Source organism: Ollibium composti (genome assembly GCF_004801285.1).
GTDB lineage: Bacteria > Pseudomonadota > Alphaproteobacteria > Rhizobiales > Rhizobiaceae > Mesorhizobium > Mesorhizobium composti.
The window spans coordinates 63283-79766 of the sequence record NZ_SSNY01000012.1; the positions used below are offsets into that span (position 1 = coordinate 63283).

Consider the following 16484-nt stretch of genomic DNA (forward strand, 5'->3'; position numbering starts at 1 on the left):
TGGCGGCGACCGACGCCATCTTCGGGACGCTGCAGCATGACACACCGTCCCCTGCTGGCGGCCGTCGCCCCGGATCTGCCCTGAAAGGAAAATCCCCCATGCTTCTTCTGAACGACCTGCCGGAGCGCCGGACGCTCGTTGCTGCCGTGACGGAGGTCTTTTCGCGGCGGATCGCCAGTCAGGCGGCGCCGGGTGCGCGGTTCATGGTTTTCGACGCCTCGGGTCCGGCGTTCGACGGCAGTTTCGGCACCGCTGGGGCGGCAGGGACGCCGCCGGCATCGCATGGCCGCTTCCGCGTGGCTTCCTGCACCAAGAGTTTCACCGCCGCCGCGATCCTGTGCCTGCGCGACGGCGGACTGCTGTCGCTCGACGCACCGGTGACGGACTACGTGCCCGAACTTAAGCCGACGCTGCCGGCCGGCCAGCCGGAGGCGCCGACATTGCGGCTGCTCCTGTCGATGGCCGGCGGCTTTCCGACCGACGACCCCTGGGCCGATCGGCAGGAATCGCTTTCCAACGAAGCCTTTCGCTCCGTGCTGCGCGCCGGCGTCCGCTTCGCCACCGCGCCGGGAACCCGCTACGAATATTCCAACCTGGGCTATGCCCTGCTCGGGCAGGTGATCGAGGCGGTCGGCGGCAGGCCTTATCCCGTCTACGTGACCGAGACCCTGTTGAAGCCGCTCGGCCTCGACGAGACCGGCTTCGACTTTGCCGCCGTGCCGGAAGGTTCTCTGGCGACCGGATACCGCAAGGCCGGCGAAAGCTGGGTGGCGCTGCCGTTCAGCGGCCCCGGCGCCTTCTCTTCCATTGGCGGCATCGTCACCACCGCGTCCGATCTGGCGCGCTGGGCTGGCTGGCTGTGCTCGGCCTTTTCTCCGGCTTCGGGAGAGGCCGGACCTCTCAGCGCCGCCAGCCGGCGCGAGATGCAGCGCATCCAGTGCGCCATTGTACCGGAGCAGGCGGACGACCTGCGCCTCGAGGGCTACGGTTATGGCCTGCTCGTCGAACATCATGCGCGCTTCGGCCTCGTCGTCAGCCATTCGGGCGGCTATCCCGGTTTCAGTTCGCACATGCGATGGAACCCAGCCACCGGGCTCGGCGTGGTGGCGATGGAGAACGCCACCTATTCCGGCGCCTGGGATCCCGCGTCCGAGGCGCTTGGCCTGATCCTCAACGCCGCGGCAACCGTGACCGCGCCGGCGCCTGCGGCGCCCGCCGCCGTCAAGCGGCTGGCCGACGGGCTGCTGCGGCTGCTCTCACAAGGCTGGGACGAACGGACGGCGGACGCGATCTTCCAGGAGAACGTCGCTCTCGACGTCCCCTATGCGGAGCGCGCGCGGGAGCTCGATTCGCTGCGGGAAAAGGCGGGAGCGCTGGAGGCGGCCGGGGTGCGCGTCGTCGCCACGGACAGCGGTGCCGTCGACGGTGGCTACGGCCGCTTCGAGCTGCGCGTGCCCTGCAGCGCGGGAGAGGTCGTCGCGGCTGTGCGGTGCGGGCCTGCCGAACCGATCCGGGTCGAGACGGTGACCTGGCGGGTCGAATAGACGCGGGCGCGGCTTATTATGGCCGGTGGGGTCTGACGTTCCGGCCCGACAGGTGAAGGTTCCATGCCGCGATACTGCCGGCAATTTTCTTACGTGGTCACATTCTTCGAATTGAGGATCGGCGTTGCGCGGTCAAGGACCCTTGCGGAAGGCCTCGAACACCATCGCGCGCAGCCAGCGGTGGCCGGCGTCGGCGTCCATGCGCGGATGCCATATCTGCGATATGACGAGTTCGGGCATCGCGATGGGCGGTTCGAACAGCGCGATGTCGTAGCCGGGCAGCGTCAGGCAGGCCGAACGCGGGACGAGCCCTAGGAGATCTGAAGCCGAGACCACGGCGATCACCGCGGGAAAGCCCGGAACGACCACCGTTACCCGTCGCGCGAGCCCGAGGGCGGTTAGCGCTTCGTCCGCCGGGCTCGACCGGCCACGCCGCCGCGCGAAAACCACATGGCCCCATGCGCACAGGCGCTCCGGCGTCACGAGCCCGTCGAGCAGGGGATGGCCCGTCCGAGCGACACCGACATAGCTGTCGCGATAGAGGGTCTGGGCGCGAAGCTCGCCGGCATCCTCGGAGATCACCCCGATCTCGAGATCGACCGTCCCATCGCGCAGTGGCCCGATGTCCTTGTCGGGCTTCGGCACGAAGCGCAGCCGCACGCCCGGGGCGACGGCGGACACCGCTGCGCTCAGCTTCGCAGCATAGAGCTGGGTAAAGGCCTCGTTGGCGCGGATGGTGAACTCGCGCTCCATGTGCCTGGGATCGACGGGTTGCGGCGGCCGCAACACCACTTGCGCGCTCGCCGACAATGCGTGGACCTCCTCCGCGATGGCCTCGGCGTGGGGCGTGAGCACCATCGCGCGGCCGGCCGGCACCAACACCGGATCGTCGAGCGCCTCCCTGAGCCGCGACAGGGTGCGGCTCATCGCCGAGGTGCTGAGCCCGAGCTTTCCCGCGGCCCGTGTCACGCTGCGCTCCTGCAACAGGACGTCGAGGGCGGTGAGAAGATTCAGGTCGACGTCACGCATGGCGTTTCATGCAAAGGTCAATTGAGTTCGTTGCGCCTGGTGCAATTTACGGCAGTGCCATATCAGGACGGGGCCACAAAGGAAAGCTCCCATGTCCCAGCCTGCTCTTGAACCCCATGCCGACGGCCTGCCGGCGCCGCGCCGCTATATCGCCGTGGCCGTCCTCCTCCTGACGCTGGTGCTGGTCGTCCTCGACATCGCCATCGCCAACATCGCCCTGCCCTCCATCGCCGCCTCGCTGCACGCCAGTCCGGGCGATACGGTCTGGGTGGTTTCGAGCTACCAGCTTGCGGTCCTGGTGGCGTTGCTGCCCTGCGGCGTCATCGGCGAGATGATGGGTGCCAGGCGGGTCTTCCTCGCCGGCGTCGCACTCTTCACGCTGGCCTCGGCGGCCTGTGCCTTCTCCGGCACGCTCTCCATGCTGGTGGCCGCGCGGTTCGTGCAGGGCCTCGGCGGCGGCGCGATCATGGCGCTGGGCATCATGAACCTGCGCTTCTCGGTGCCGCAGCGCCTGCTCGGCACGATCATCGGCATCAACGCGATGACGATCGCCATCTCTTCGGCCGCCGGACCGGGCATTGCCGGTGCGATCCTCGCTGTGGCGCCCTGGCCCTGGCTCTTCGCCGTCAACGTCCCGCTCGGCATCGTCGTGCTGGCGTCGGGCGCAGCTCTTGCCCGTACTGAGGGCGTGCCGCGCCGGCTCGACGGCAGGGCTTTGGTGGCCAACACGTTGATGTTCGTCCTGTTCTTCCTCGGCGCCGACCGCATCGCGCAGAACCCGGTCTTGGGCGGCCTGATGATCGCCGGGGCGGCCGTCTGCCTGTTTACGCTGCTGCGGATCGAGCGCCTGAGTGCTGCGCCGCTCGTGCCGATCGACCTTTTGGCCACGCCGGCGTTCCGGGTTGCCGTCATTGCCTCGGTCTGCTGCTTCACCGGCCAGATGCTCGGGCTGATCGCCTTGCCCTTCTATCTCCAGCACAGGCTCGGCATGACGGCGACCGAGGCAGGCCTCTATATGATGCCGTGGCCGGCGGCGGTGGCGGTGACCGCGCCGATTTCGGGGCGGTTGGCCAACCGGGTGAAGACGGCCTGGCTCTGCGCCGCGGGCGGTGCCCTGCTGGCGGTCGGACTTGCAAGCGTCGGCCTGTCGCCAGCCGGTGCAGACAGAACGATCTTCATCGTCGGCACGGTGATCGCCGGCCTCGGCTTCGGCCTGTTCCAGACACCGAACAACCGCATCCTGCTTCTGTCGGCGCCCAAGGCGCGCAGCGGCGGCGCCGGCGCCATGCAGGGCACCGCGCGGCTGACCGGCCAGACCCTCGGCGCCATCGCCATGGCGGTCGTCTTCGGCGTCGTCCCGCTGGCTTCGGCCCCGGAGGTGGCGCTTGTCCTGGCCGCGGCTGCCGCCGCCCTCGCCGCCGTCGTCAGCCTTGGGCGCGTGCGCCACGAGGCGGCAAGCTGGAGCCAGGCAGTGGGGAACGCGTCCTAGCCATCCGCGCGTTGCACGGCGCGTGCACCCTAACGACCGGTCGGCTGGTTTCACGCCTTTTCGACCGGATCGACAGGCCTCGACCGTAACGCCCGGGAGGATTTCCAGATCGCTTCCACCATAGTGTCGCTTGTCTTTTCCAGGCTGCGATACAGCCGGATCTCGAGATCGAGGGTCCAGGCGGGATCGCTTGAACAGGCGACGAGGGCGCCGCTGGCAATTTCCTCCGCGACGAGACTTTCCGGCAGCCAGCAGATGCCGGCGCCCGTCAGCGCCAGTTCCTTGAGACCGGCGCTGATGCTGTTTTCATGCACCGTCTGGCGGCGGAACGGAACGCGCTTCGAAAACAGCCGCCCGAGGGCGACGCCGAAGAAGGAACTGAAGCCGTAATCCAGATAGGGCAGGGCACGCGTCGCTGTCCCGGCTTCGTCCAGAATGCCGGCTACCGGTCTGGTCGACGCATCGAGGCGCAATCGCGGCGCCGCGACGGGGATGAGCCGATCCGATCCGATCGTCAGAAAGGCGAATTTGTCGCGCTCGAGATGAAAGGGCACTTCCTTGTGCGCGTAGGTCAGGAAGAAGTCGGCCTCACCGTCCGTCAGCGCAGCGAGGTTGGCCTCGATGCCGCCTCTGTCGGCGATGAAGGAGGTACCGAACCTGGGGGTCTCGCATTGCAGTTCCTGCAGCCAGGTCGGGAAGAAGGTGATGGTCAAGGTGTGGAGGGCGGCGAAGCGGACAAGCCCCTGCTCTGTCGGTGGGCGCAGCGATTCGCGCACTGCATAAAACATCCTGATGGCGTCTCGCGCCGTCAGGAGAAAATTCCGTCCGGCCGGCGTCAGCTCCGCCGGCATGGTGGCGCGGCTGATGAGCGGCGCTCCCACCCACGTTTCGAGCTGCTTGATGCGCCGGCTGAAGGCGGGCTGGGTGACGTTGCGGATTTCGGCCGCGCGCGAGAAACTCGACGTTTCCGCCAGCGTCACGAAATCCTCCAGCCATTTGATTTCCATGCGATGCTTCCATGCGACTGGCCGCCGATCCGGCCGTCATTCCGGCATAATGGCGGACTTATGCAAATTTTACATGATTGGTTGCGAAAACCGAATTGGCCATGTGGTCGCAAACGCCACAACCTAGGTGCAACGAACAAGCCGGCGGTTCGAGCCGGCGTCCAGGAAGGGGACAATCGGGATTTCGCCGTCGGTCCGGCGGCGTTTCATGCCATCGCAGCGAAATGGCGCGGCCCGGCGAGGCGGCGGAGCGGATTTACCGTTATCGCCGCGCGCCTCGGCGACGCCAAGGGAGAATGAAAGCAATATGAATTCCGTAAGCAAGGCCGATCTCGTCCTGCATGGCGGCAAGGTCTGGACCGGTTATGGCAATCCAATTGCCGAGGCGGTCGCCGTCGCCGGCAACAAGATATTGGCCAGCGGCTCGAACGCCGATATCGAAGCGCTGACCGGGCCGGACACGAAGGTCGTGGACCTTGCAGGGCGCTTCGCCATGCCGGGCCTCAACGACGCGCATCTGCATCTGATCTCGACGGGACTGCTGCGCGGCAAGGTCGACGCCACGGCCGATGCCGCACCGACCCGCGCCGCGCTGATCGCCGCCTTGCAGGCGCGCGCCGCCGAGACGCCGAAAGGCGCATGGGTTATGGCGCGCGGCTTCGACCAGACCCGCTATCCCGACGGGCTGATGCCCACCGCGCAGGAACTGGACGCGGCTCTGCCGGACCATCCGGTTTCGGTGACGCGCGCCTGCGGCCACGTTACCGTCGTCAATTCGCGCGCGCTGGCGCTTGCTGGCATCGATATCGATACGCCAGATCCGGACGGTGGCCTGATCGGGCGCGAGAACGGCGCGCTCACCGGCATGCTGGCCGAGAACGCCCAGAACCTCGTCTACGATATCCAGCCGACGCCCTCGCTGGCCCAGATCGTCGACGCCATCGAGGCGGGCGGCCGACACCTCTTGCAGTTCGGCATCACCTCCTGCATGGACGCCGCTGTCGGCCAGATCGACGGCATGACCGAGATCGAGGCCTACCGGCAGGCCGAACAGAGCGGCCGGCTGCCGGTCCGTGTCTGGGCGACGCTGCTGGGCGATCCGGGTTCCTCCATCGTCGAGCCCTGCCATGCAGAGGGCCTCGTCACCGGTACGGGCAGCGACATGTTTCGCATCGGCGGCGTCAAGGTCTTCACCGACGGCTCTGCCGGCGGCCGCACGGCCTGGATGCGCCGGCCCTATGTCGGCCAGCCCGACAATTTCGGCGTCCAGATGCTGCCCGACGCGCAGCTCTTCGAACTGGTCGACCGCTTTACGGCGATGGGCTACACCATGGTCTGCCACGGCATCGGCGATGCCGCGATCGACCAGCTCATACGCGCCTATGAGCGCGTGCGCGCCGCCGATCCCGGCCACAAGCACCGCCACCGCATCGAGCATTGCGGCTATGTCGACGACGCGCTCAACCAGCGCATGCTGAAGGCAGGCATCCTGCCGGCGCCGCAGCAGGCCTTCATCTACGATTTCGGCGACGCATACGTCACCGTTCTCGGGCCGGAGCGCGGCTTGCATTCCTACCCCATCGCCACCTGGGACCGGTTGGGGATGAAGCCGTCGACCGGCAGCGATTCGCCGGTCTGCTCGCCCAATCCCTTCCCCGACCTCTACGCCATGATGACGCGCAAGACGCACAAGGGCACGGTGATGGAGGCTTCCGAGATCCTGACGCCCGAACAGGCTCTGCGCGCCTATACCGAGCACGGCGCCTATTCACAGGGCGCGGAGGCGGTGAAGGGCCGGCTGGAGCCGGGCATGCTGGCCGACATCGCCGTGTTCTCCGGCGACTTGCTGACCGCAGCGCCCGAGGCCATTCTGCACGGTACGCGCTGCGATATGACAATTCTGGATGGGCGCATTGTCCATGACAGAGGATGAGGGGGAGGCCGGGCGCGCCCGGCTCCGACGGAAACAAGCGACAACCACAAGGGAGGACTTCAGATGTTGACCAGACTTGGCCTGATAGCGGCGCTGGCGCTCGGAACGGCAACCGCCGCATGGGCGCAGGACGCCACCCCGAAGGACGGCGGGAAATTCGTCTTCGTGGCGCCCTACGGCAACGCCATCACCTCGCTCGATATTACCGCGACGCCGCATACGCAGGACGAGATCGTCGGCAAGGCGATCAACCGCTCGCTCTACAAATGGAACCCCGAAAGCGGCAAGCCGGAGCTCGACCTGGCGGAATCCGTCACCGTGTCGGACGACGGCAAGACCTATACCTACAAGCTCAAGGACGCGACCTTCCACAACGGCGACAAGCTCGATGCCGATGACGTGATCTGGTCCTACAACCGGCTGGCCGACCCCAAGAAGGCGCTGCCGGGCGCCGAGCAGATGCTGCAGATCGCCGGCGTCGCCGAATACCAGGCAGGCAAGGCCGACCACATTTCAGGCCTGAAGAAGATCGACGATCGAACCGTCGAGATCACCGTCATCAACCTGGCCAATCCCGGCTGGAACCTGATGTCGAACTATGCGCCGATCTACTCCAAGGATTATCCGGAAGACCAGCTCGCCTCCAAGCCGAACGGCCTCGGGCCGTTCAAACTGGCCAACTACGTTCCCGGCTCGAAGGTCGAGCTGGTGAAGTTCGACAACTTTTTCGAGAAGGGCAAGCCGCATCTCGACAAGCTCGACATCATGCTGATGGGCGAGGCACCGGCCCGCGACGTCGCCTTCCGCAATGGCGAGATCGACGCCAACGTGCTGGGCCCGGTGCAGTACGAAGCCTATACCCAGGACGCGGCGCTGAAGGATCACATCCTCGAAGTGGCCGAGGTCTATACGCGCAACATCGGCTTCAATCCGAAGATCGAGGCGTTCAAGGACAAGCGCGTCCGCCAGGCGATCAACTACGCCATCAACAAGGACCTGATCGTCGAGAAGCTCCTGAAGAACAAGGCCTATCCGGCGGTCTCCTGGCTGCCGATCTCCTCGCCGGCCTTCGACAAGAATGCCAAGCCCTACGCCTACGACCCCGAGAAGGCCAAGGAACTGCTCAAGGAAGCCGGCTTCGAGACCGGCCTGAAGTTCTCGGTCACCGCGACCTCGAACGAAAGCTGGGGCCTGCCGATCGTCGAGGCGATCATCCCGATGCTCGCCAAGGTCGGCGTCACGGTGACGACCGACCCGGTGGAGAACTCGGTCCTGTCCGACAAGATCCTGTCCGACAATTTCGAGAGCTTCATCTGGTCCAACTCGTCGGGTCCCGACCCGCTGAAATACCTGACCTGTTTCTATTCCAAGACGCCGCAGAACGCCTGCAACTACGTCAAGTTCAACAACGCCGACTTCGACAAGCTGATCGACCAGGCGGGCAACGAGACGGATCCGGCCAAGCAGAACGACATCCTGCGGCAGGCCAACAATCTGCTGGAAGAAGAGGCGCCGGTCTGGTTCTTCAACTACAACAAGGCTGTGATGGCCTACCAGCCCTGGGTGCACGGGCTGAAGCCGAACGCCATGGAACTGGCGATCCAGGACTACGAGGATATCTGGATCGACGACAGCGCGCCCGCCTCGCGCAAGTAGCGCGGTGACATGCCGGCGGCGGACGGGCGCACTCCCGCCCGCCGCGCGGCGCCCACCCCTTGCGAGGCAAAACCGTTCATGCTGCGCTTCATCATTCGCCGTTCGCTCCAGATGATCCCGACCCTTCTGGCGGTCGTCCTCATCATCTTCGTGATCTTCAGCGTCGTTCCCGGCTCCTTCATATCGAGCCTGATGGCGGAAGGACGCAATGTCATGAACGCGGAGGTGCTGGCGCATCTGAACGAGCAGTTCGGGCTGGACAAGCCGCTGCCGGTGCGCCTGTGGGACTATCTGTGGGGCCTGGCGCATTTCGACCTTGGAATCTCCTACCGCACGCGCGAACCGGTGTGGAACGTCATCGAGCCGCGGCTATGGCCGTCGATCAAGCTGGCGCTGACGGCGATGGCCTTCGCCGCGGCGGTTGGCATCCCCCTCGGCTTCCTTGCCGCGCTCAAGCCCGGCAGCGTGTTCGACACCGGCACCATGATGCTGGCGGTTTCGGGCCTGTCGGTTCCCGAATTCTGGCTCGGCCTGCTTCTGATGTACGTCTTCGCCTTGCAGCTCGGCCTGCTGCCCAGCTTCGGCTATCAGCCTGGCAGCATCCGCCACATCATCCTGCCCGCCATCGCGCTCGGCGTGTCGCCAATGGCGTTGCTGGCGCGGACCACCCGCGCCGGCGTGCTGGACGTGATGAACGCCGATTTCGTCCGCACGGCGCGTGCCAAGGGGCTGTCGGAACCGCGTCTGGTGCGCGCCCATGTCACCCGCAACGTGCTGGTGCTGGTGCTGACCACGCTCGGCCTCCAGATCGGCTCGCTGATGGGGCAGGCGATCGTCATCGAGAAGCTGTTTTCGTGGCCGGGCATCGGCTCGCTGCTGGTCGACAGCGTGGCGACGCGCGACATTCCGGTGGTGCAGGGAACCGTCATCGTGATCGTGCTGTGGTTCCTCGTCATCAACATGCTGGTCGACGTCGCCTATGCGGCCATCGACCCGCGCATCAAGGTGACCTGAGCGATGCGGCTGCGCTTCAATTTCACCCTTGGCCTGCTGCTGGCGCTGCTCGTCATCGTCGCCGCGATCAGCGCCGGCTGGCTGGCGCCCTACGATCCGGTCATGGATGCCGACCTGATGAACTCCGAGATGCCGCCGAGCTGGGAGCACTGGCTGGGTACGGACGGGCAGGGCCGCGATGTCTTCTCGCGCGTCCTCTTCGGCGCGCGGGTGTCGCTCACGGTCGGCCTCGTCTCGCAGCTGATAAATTCCTGCATCGGCACGGCGCTCGGCGTTTCGGCCGGCTATTTCGGCGGCTGGTGGGACGATCTGGTGAACGGGCTGACCAACGTCATGCTGGCGATCCCGTCGCTGGTGTTCGCGCTCGCCATCATGGCGGTGCTGGGACCGGGCCTGCCCAGCCTGCTTATCGCGCTCGGCCTGACCAACTGGTCGTGGACCTGCCGTATCGCACGCAGTTCCACCCTTTCGCTCAAGAGCCAGGGCTTCGTGCAGGCCGCCAAGACGGCGGGCTTCGGCGACACCAACATCATGCGCACGCAGATCTTGCCGAATATCCTCGGCCCTGTCCTCGTCATCGCTACCCTCGGCATCGGCGGAGCCGTGCTGGCGGAGGCGGCGCTGTCCTTCCTCGGCGTCGGCATCCGTCCGCCGCAGCCGAGCTGGGGCAACATGCTGACCGACGCGCGCGAACTGATCCGCACCGCGCCCTGGGCGTCTGTCTTCCCCGGCCTCGCCATCTTCGCCACGGTGCTGGGCTTCAACCTTCTGGGCGACGGGCTGCGCGACATGCTCGACCCGCATATGAGGACGCGCAGGACATGAACGGCGCGTCTTCCGATCCTGTCCTGTCCGTTCGCGACCTCACCATCGGCGTCGGCCGTAGTGCCGAACTCCTGCACGGCGTCTCCTTCGACATTCTGCCTGGCGAAACCTACGGCCTAGTCGGCGAATCCGGTTCGGGCAAGAGCATCACCGGCCTGTCGGTGATGGGACTGCTCAAGCGGCCGCTGGGCGTGACCGGCGGTTCGATTCTCTTTCAGGGCGAGGATGTGCTGAAGCTCGGCCGCCGCGCCCGTCGCAAGCTGCGCGGCGACCGCATGGCGATGATCTTCCAGGAGCCGATGACGGCGCTGAATCCCTTGGCGACGATCGGCCGGCAGATCGCCGAGATGTTCGTCGTGCATCGCGGCATGGGCTGGCCCGAGGCGCGCAGGAAGGCCGTCGAAGCGCTGGAAAGCGTTCGCGTGCCGTCGCCCGAGGAGCGTGCGCGTTCCTATCCGCACCAACTCTCCGGCGGCATGCGCCAGCGCGTCATGATCGCCATCGCGCTGGCCTGCCGGCCCGACCTCTTGATCGCGGACGAGCCGACCACGGCACTCGACGTCACTGTGCAGGCGGGCGTGTTGGAGCTGATCGCCGAGCTTTGCAAGGCCGAGGGAACGGCGGTGCTTCTGGTCAGCCACGACCTCGGTGTCATCGCCAATATGTGCCGGCGCGTCGGCGTCATGGATCGCGGCCGGCTGGTCGAGGAGCAGGACACGAAGGCGCTGTTCGAGAACCCGCTGCATCCCTATACGCGGGGCCTTCTGGCTGCGCGTCCGCGTCTGGGTTCGCGGCCGGTTGCCGGGCGCGGCCGCCTGACCGAACTCGACGAGGTCGTCGCCGACGAGGAACGCGGCCGCGACGCGCCGACGCTGACCACGCCGCGCGGCTCCCGGCTGGAGGCGACCGCATGAGCCGGCCGCTGCTCGAAATCCGCGACCTCACCGTCCATTTCCCGCTGCCGCGGCAATCGCCGCTCGGCCGAAAGCGGACGCTGCGCGCCGTGCAGGGCGTGAACCTCACTTTGAACGAGGGGGAATGCCTGTCCATCGTCGGCGAATCCGGTTGCGGCAAGTCCACCACGGCGCTCACGGTCATGGGCCTGCAGGAACCGACCTCGGGCGAAATCCTGTTTCAGGGCAAGCCGCTGACTGGGGCCGGCGCGCCTTCTCGCAAGGAGCGCGCGCGCATCGCCCAGATGGTGTTCCAGGACCCTTACGCCTCGCTCAATCCGCGCCAGACCATCGGCCGCATGCTTTCGGCGCAACTCGCGCTGCACGGCATCGCCAGGGGAAGTGAAGCCCGCGATCGCGTCGCCGCCATGCTGAAGCGCGTCGGCCTGATGCCGGACCACGCCGACCGCTACCCGCACGAGTTCTCTGGCGGGCAGCGCCAGCGCATCGGCATCGCGCGGGCCCTGATGCTCGACCCGAAGATCCTCGTATTGGACGAGCCGGTGTCGGCGCTGGACGTCTCGATCCAGGCACAGATCATCAACCTGTTGATGGATTTGCAGGAGACGCTGGGCCTCAGCTACATCATGATCTCGCACGATCTCAGCGTCGTCGAGCATGTCAGCGACCGGGTTGCGGTGATGTATTTCGGCCGGGTCGTCGAGGAGGGCGACTGGCATTCGATCTTCAGCCGTCCGACGCATCCCTATACGCGTCGCCTGATCGGTTCGGTTCCCGATCCCGATGCGATCCTCGCCGGCGCCCGCGGCGTACCGGACGCCGCCCCCGTCCCCGACGCGGCGCGCTTCTCGCCCGACATTTCGCGCCGTCCGAACCCCGACGAGGAACCGGAGCCGAGCGCGCTCGTGTCGATCGGCGAGAGTCACAGCGTGCGCCTGGCGCAATAGCCTTCACCACAGAGACCGCCGATGCCCTTCACCGTCCTCACCGCAGAGTTCATGCACGAGTCCAACACCTTCTCGCGCTACCGCACCGACCTGCCGCAATTCGCGATCGACCAGCTGTTCTACGGCGACCAGGCGATCCGCGTCCGGCGCGACGCCAACACCGAACTGGCTGGCTTCATGGACGTGGCCGAACCCGCCGGCTGGACCGTCGTCCACGCGGTTTCGGCGCACGCCGTGCCGGGCGGGCGGGTAACAAAGGCTGCCTACGACCATATCGCCGGCGTGATCCTAGATGCGGCGCGGGCGAACAAGGGCCGGCTCGACGGCGTTCTGCTCGGCCTGCACGGCTCGATGGTGCCCGATTTCTGCGACGACGGGGAAGGCTACCTGCTCGGCCTCTTGCGGGCTGAACTGGGCGAAGAAATCCCCATCGCTGTGACGCTCGACCTGCATGCGATGGTTTCGGAGGCTATGGTCCGGCACGCACAGATCTTCGTGTCCTACAAGACCTATCCGCATGTCGACATGCGCGAGATCGGCGCTCATGCCGCCCGCATCCTCGATCGTGCGATGAGGGGCGAGATCGCGCCGCGCACTGTCCGAGCGCATGTGCCGATGCTGGACGAGGCGAATGCCGGCCGCACCGACATCCCCGAGACGCTGGCGCTCTACGACCGCGCCCGCGAGGCGGAGGCCGATGGCCTGCTCGCCGTCTCCGTCAATGCCGGCTTTACCGGTGCGGACGTTTCCTGCGTCGGGCCGACGGTGCTCGCCACCTATGACAGCCGCGATCCTCAGGCTGAAGCCGCCGCTCGGCGTATCACCGAGGACCTTGCCGACGCGATCTGGCATGGGCGCACGAGAAAGCGCAACGTCTTCATCGAGGTCGAGGAGGCAGCCGCCGAGGCACTCGCGTGGACGGGCGACAAGCCGCTGGTCATTGCCGACTATGCCGACAATCCCGGCGCAGGATCATACGGCGATTCGACGGCGCTGCTGAAGGGTCTGCTCGACGCGGGTGTGAAGGGCGCTGTGCTTTCGCCGATGGTCGATGCCGAGGCGGCTGCGGAACTGCATCGCCGCAAGGAAGGCGAAACCGTCACGGTGACGATCGGCGGCAAGGGCGCACCGGACTTCGGCGGCGGGCCGCTGACGGTGACGGGCGTGATCACCAGGCTCTCGGACGGCGCCTATGTCGGCGACGGGCCGATCCAGGGCGGGCTTGCCCACAGTTTCGGGCTGACCGCCGTGATTGATGTCGACGGCATCGAGGTGCTGGTCGTTTCAGAGGCGCAGCAGATGGTCGACCTGCAACAGTTGCGCGCCTTCGGTATCGAGCCGACCGCCCGCCGGGTGCTGGCGCTGAAGTCGATGCAGCACTTCCGCGCCGCCTTCGAGCCGATCGCCGGCAAGGTCATCGTCTGCGACGCCGGCGCGCTGGCGACGCCGCGGGCGGAGCGGCGCCCCTATGTCCGCGCGCCGCGCCCGCTCTGGCCGCTCGACAAGGATTTCGAGCGGGATTGATTTTTGCCTTGGGAGCCGAAGTGCGATCGTCTGTGGAGCCGGTCCGAGCCGACGACTGAAGTTTCCTTGCCCGGTCAGAGCGAGCCGAAGAACCGTTGCAGGCGGTCCATCGCCTCGGTGACACGCTCGGTCGACTGCGAGCCGAAGCAGACCCTCAGATGGCCTTCGCCGGCGGGGCCGTAGAACGAGCCGGCCTCGACCACGACATCGGCTTTTTCGAGGATCAGTTCGGCCAGTTGCTGGGCGGGAAGCCCGATCTGCGAAATATCGGGGAAGGCGTAGATGGTGCCCTCGGGCCAGTCGCAGATCACGCCCGGCATCTGGTTGAGCCGCGAGACGACGATGTCGCGCTTTTCCCGGTCTTCCTGCACCAGTCCGGCGAGGATTTCGGCCGGACCGGTCACCGCCGCATAGGCGCCTTCCTGGATGAAGGTGTTGACGTGGGTGACGTCGCTTGTGGTGATCTTGAGAATCCCCTCGATCATAGCGGCGGGCGCGGCAAGATAGCCGATGCGCCAGCCGTCCATGGCGAAGCTCTTGGTGAAGGCGAACATGGAGACGGTGCGCTCGGCCATGCCGGGCAGCGAGGCGATGGAGATGTGCTCAGCGCCGTCGAAGAGGATTTCCTCATAGACTTCGTCGGAGATGACGACGAGATCGTGGCGGATGGCGATATCGGCCAGCGCCTCCAGCTCGGCGCGGCTGTAGACGCGGCCGGTCGGATTGCACGGATTGACCAGGCAGATCATCTTGGTGGCGGGGGTGATCTTCGCTTCGATGCGTTCCGCGTCGATGGCGAAGCGGTTGGCCGCGTCGAGTTCGGCGAAGACCGGCTTGCCGCCGGCCAGCTCGATCTTGCCGAGATGCTGCGGATAGTAGGGTTCGAGCAGGATGACCTCGTCGCCGGGATCGACCAGCGCCATGATGGCGGCGAAGGAAGCGTGGGTGAGGCCGTTGGTGACGACGACGTCCGAAGCATCGACAGCAAGGTCGTTTCTCGTGCGTAGCTTTTCGGCCAGCGCGGCGCGCAGCTTCGGCAGGCCCTGGAAATGCGAATAATGGACGTTGCCGGCCATCAGTGCGTTGGCGGCCGCCTGCTTCACCGGCAGGGGTGTGTCGGCGTGCGGGCTGCCCAGTTCCATGTGGATGAGGTCGCGGCCCGAGGCTGCCAGCGCAGCCGCCTTTGCGTACATGCCGTAGGACTTCTTGCTGCCCTTGGTGATGCGCTGCGCGAGATAGGTCATGGAAACGTCCGGTCTGGAAGGCTGCGGTCTTGGTCGTGGATCGCGGCGGGACGTGCCCGCCGCGATCCCCTGTTGCGGTGCTACTTGATCTTGTCCTTGAGTGCGGCGACGTCGTCGGCGCTCAGTTCGCCTGTCGTCTCAACCTTGCCGTCCTTGATCTGCCACAGGCGGAAGGGGCCGGTGATGTCGCCGTACTGGTCGAAGTTGACCGGGCCGATGACGCCTTCGTAGCGGATCGGCTTACCTTCCTTGATCAGCTTGAGCGCCTTGGCGAATTCGTCCTTGCCGGCGAAGATCGGTTCGCCCTTGGGATCGACCACCTTGTAGATGGCGTCGCGGATCTTGGCCGGGTCCGGTCCGCCCGCCTCGGCGATCGCCAGCCCGACGATGGCGCCGGCGTCGTAGGCGCGGTCGGCAGCCGGGTTGGTCGGCTCGATGCCGCCGGAGAAGGCCTTGTAATTCTTCGTGAAATAGTCTGTCGATTTGGTCGGGCTGGTGCCCGACGAGGTGCCGCGCGCCTCGTTCAGATATTCGGCGCCGACGGAATCGATGAAGTCCGGGCTATTCATGCCGTCATTGAGCAGGAACTTCTGCACGCCGCCCTGCGAGATCCAGGTGCGGGCGATGGTGGCGCCGTCGACGGGCGTGCTGATGAGATAGAGCGCGTCCGGCTCGCCGGCCATTGCGGCGGTGACTTCCGAGGCATAGCTGGACTGCTTTTCGTTGTAGGGCGTCTGCGAGACGATGGTGCCGCCGAGCGCCTTGTAGGCCTTGGCGAACTCGGCCTCCATGTTGACGCCGAAGTCGTTGTTGACGTTGATGACGGCGAGCTTCTTGTAGCCGCTGTCGATGGCGTATTTGGCGGCGGCCACGCCCTGCAGTGCGTCCGAGGTGATGGTGCGGAAGAAGATGCCGTTGGTCTTGCCGTCGCGGCCGAGCTGGGTCAGTGTCGGCGAGGAGGCGGCGGGCGAGACCTGAACGATCTTGGCCGGCGCGGTGACCGAGGTCAGGATCGGGATCGTCACCGAGGAGATGATGCCGCCGATGATGGCCGGCACCTTCTTGACCTGCACGAGCTGGGTCGCGGCATCGACTGCGACGTTGCCGGTGCTCTGGCTGTCGCGCGTGTCGGTGACGAGGTCGCAGCCGTTGACGCCGCCGGCTTCGTTGATGTCCCTGAAAGCCATCTCGACCGACTTGGCGCCGGCCTGGCCGTATTCGCCGGCCGGGCCGGTCAGTTCCATGACGACGCCGACCGTGACCTTGCAGTCGGCGGCAAAGGCGCTGCCGGCGGTGCCGCAAAGCAGCAGGGCGGCGGTGAGTTGAAGCATTGTTTTCTTCATTGCAGTTCCCCAGTT

Annotated in this window: 13 protein-coding genes; 9 read left to right on the plus strand and 4 right to left on the minus strand. The window is 66.4% G+C overall.

Features of this window, described 5'->3' with window-relative positions:
• Positions 1-98: 98 nt before the first annotated feature.
• Positions 99-1544: a serine hydrolase domain-containing protein gene (locus E6C48_RS18580; protein WP_168734580.1), complete on the plus strand. Its 1446-nt coding sequence runs from the start codon at positions 99-101 to the stop codon at positions 1542-1544.
• A gap of 132 nt (positions 1545-1676) precedes the next feature.
• On the opposite strand, the gene E6C48_RS18585 is transcribed toward E6C48_RS18580, so the two are convergent.
• Positions 1677-2573: a LysR family transcriptional regulator gene (locus E6C48_RS18585; protein ID WP_136359675.1), complete on the minus strand. Its 897-nt coding sequence runs from the start codon at positions 2571-2573 to the stop codon at positions 1677-1679.
• Positions 2574-2664: 91 nt separating this feature from the next.
• Between E6C48_RS18585 and E6C48_RS18590 the strand changes: the two genes are divergently transcribed.
• Entirely contained in the window at positions 2665-4062 is a 1398-nt protein-coding gene (locus E6C48_RS18590) for an MFS transporter (protein ID WP_136359676.1), read from the plus strand.
• A gap of 50 nt (positions 4063-4112) precedes the next feature.
• On the opposite strand, the gene E6C48_RS18595 is transcribed toward E6C48_RS18590, so the two are convergent.
• Positions 4113-5069, minus strand: coding sequence for a LysR family transcriptional regulator (locus E6C48_RS18595; RefSeq protein ID WP_136359677.1), 957 nt, complete (start codon positions 5067-5069; stop codon positions 4113-4115).
• A 307-nt stretch (positions 5070-5376) separates the two neighbouring features.
• Here E6C48_RS18595 and E6C48_RS18600 point away from each other — a divergent pair, with 307 nt between their 5' ends.
• From E6C48_RS18600 to E6C48_RS18630, 7 genes are all read left to right on the plus strand, one after another.
• Positions 5377-7002: an amidohydrolase gene (locus E6C48_RS18600; RefSeq protein WP_136359678.1), complete on the plus strand. Its 1626-nt coding sequence runs from the start codon at positions 5377-5379 to the stop codon at positions 7000-7002.
• 63 nt (positions 7003-7065) lie between these two features.
• Entirely contained in the window at positions 7066-8658 is a 1593-nt protein-coding gene (locus E6C48_RS18605; protein WP_136359679.1) for an ABC transporter substrate-binding protein, read from the plus strand.
• A gap of 78 nt (positions 8659-8736) precedes the next feature.
• Positions 8737-9672 (plus strand): ABC transporter permease, encoded by a 936-nt coding sequence (locus E6C48_RS18610; protein WP_136359680.1) that lies wholly within the window; start codon positions 8737-8739, stop codon positions 9670-9672.
• A gap of 3 nt (positions 9673-9675) precedes the next feature.
• Entirely contained in the window at positions 9676-10497 is an 822-nt protein-coding gene (locus tag E6C48_RS18615; RefSeq protein ID WP_136359681.1) for an ABC transporter permease, read from the plus strand.
• The gene (locus E6C48_RS18620; protein ID WP_136359682.1) at positions 10494-11411 is read left to right on the plus strand and encodes an ABC transporter ATP-binding protein; all 918 of its coding nucleotides are present in this window, start codon (positions 10494-10496) and stop codon (positions 11409-11411) included. Before E6C48_RS18615 ends, E6C48_RS18620 begins: the two co-directional genes overlap by 4 nt.
• Positions 11408-12358, plus strand: coding sequence for an ABC transporter ATP-binding protein (locus tag E6C48_RS18625; protein ID WP_136359683.1), 951 nt, complete (start codon positions 11408-11410; stop codon positions 12356-12358). Before E6C48_RS18620 ends, E6C48_RS18625 begins: the two co-directional genes overlap by 4 nt.
• Before the next feature lie 21 nt (positions 12359-12379).
• On the plus strand, positions 12380-13882 hold the full coding sequence (locus E6C48_RS18630; RefSeq protein WP_136359684.1) for a M81 family metallopeptidase: 1503 nt from the start codon (positions 12380-12382) through the stop codon (positions 13880-13882).
• A 74-nt stretch (positions 13883-13956) separates the two neighbouring features.
• Here E6C48_RS18630 and E6C48_RS18635 read toward each other — a convergent pair whose 3' ends face one another.
• A complete protein-coding gene (locus E6C48_RS18635; protein WP_136359685.1) occupies positions 13957-15126 on the minus strand; it encodes a pyridoxal phosphate-dependent aminotransferase in 1170 nt (389 codons plus the stop codon).
• A gap of 80 nt (positions 15127-15206) precedes the next feature.
• A complete protein-coding gene (locus E6C48_RS18640; protein ID WP_136359686.1) occupies positions 15207-16469 on the minus strand; it encodes an ABC transporter substrate-binding protein in 1263 nt (420 codons plus the stop codon).
• Between the last annotated feature and the right edge of the window lie 15 nt (positions 16470-16484).